At 66.5% G+C, this 236-nt stretch carries 1 pseudogene; it reads right to left on the bottom strand.

The annotated features are described in order from the left end of the window. Positions 1-84: 84 nt before the first annotated feature. Positions 85-236 (bottom strand): annotated as a pseudogene (locus tag B4920_RS31220) (formyltetrahydrofolate deformylase); the annotation flags it as partial.

The raw sequence follows: 236 nt of genomic DNA, 5'->3' as shown, positions 1-236 counted from the left end.
CCTGGTCGGCGAGGTGATCGACACGCTCGCGGAAGCCCTCGCGCAGCTGCTTCGAGAGGGCCTTGCCGTCGATGATCCGGGCGGTCATCGGAACACCACCGTCTTGTTGCCATGGACGAGGACGCGGTCCTCGAGGTGGTAGCGCAGTCCGCGTGCGAGTACGGCCTTCTCGATGTCCTTGCCGTAGCGGACGAGGTCGTCGGGGGCGTCGGAGTGATCCACGCGGATGACGTCCT

This window comes from Zoogloea sp. LCSB751 (genome assembly GCF_002028455.1).
In the GTDB taxonomy this organism is placed as follows: Bacteria; Pseudomonadota; Gammaproteobacteria; order Burkholderiales; family Rhodocyclaceae; genus Zoogloea.
The sequence above is the reverse complement of the archived record's forward strand: the minus strand, read 5'-3'. Positions and strand labels throughout refer to the sequence as shown.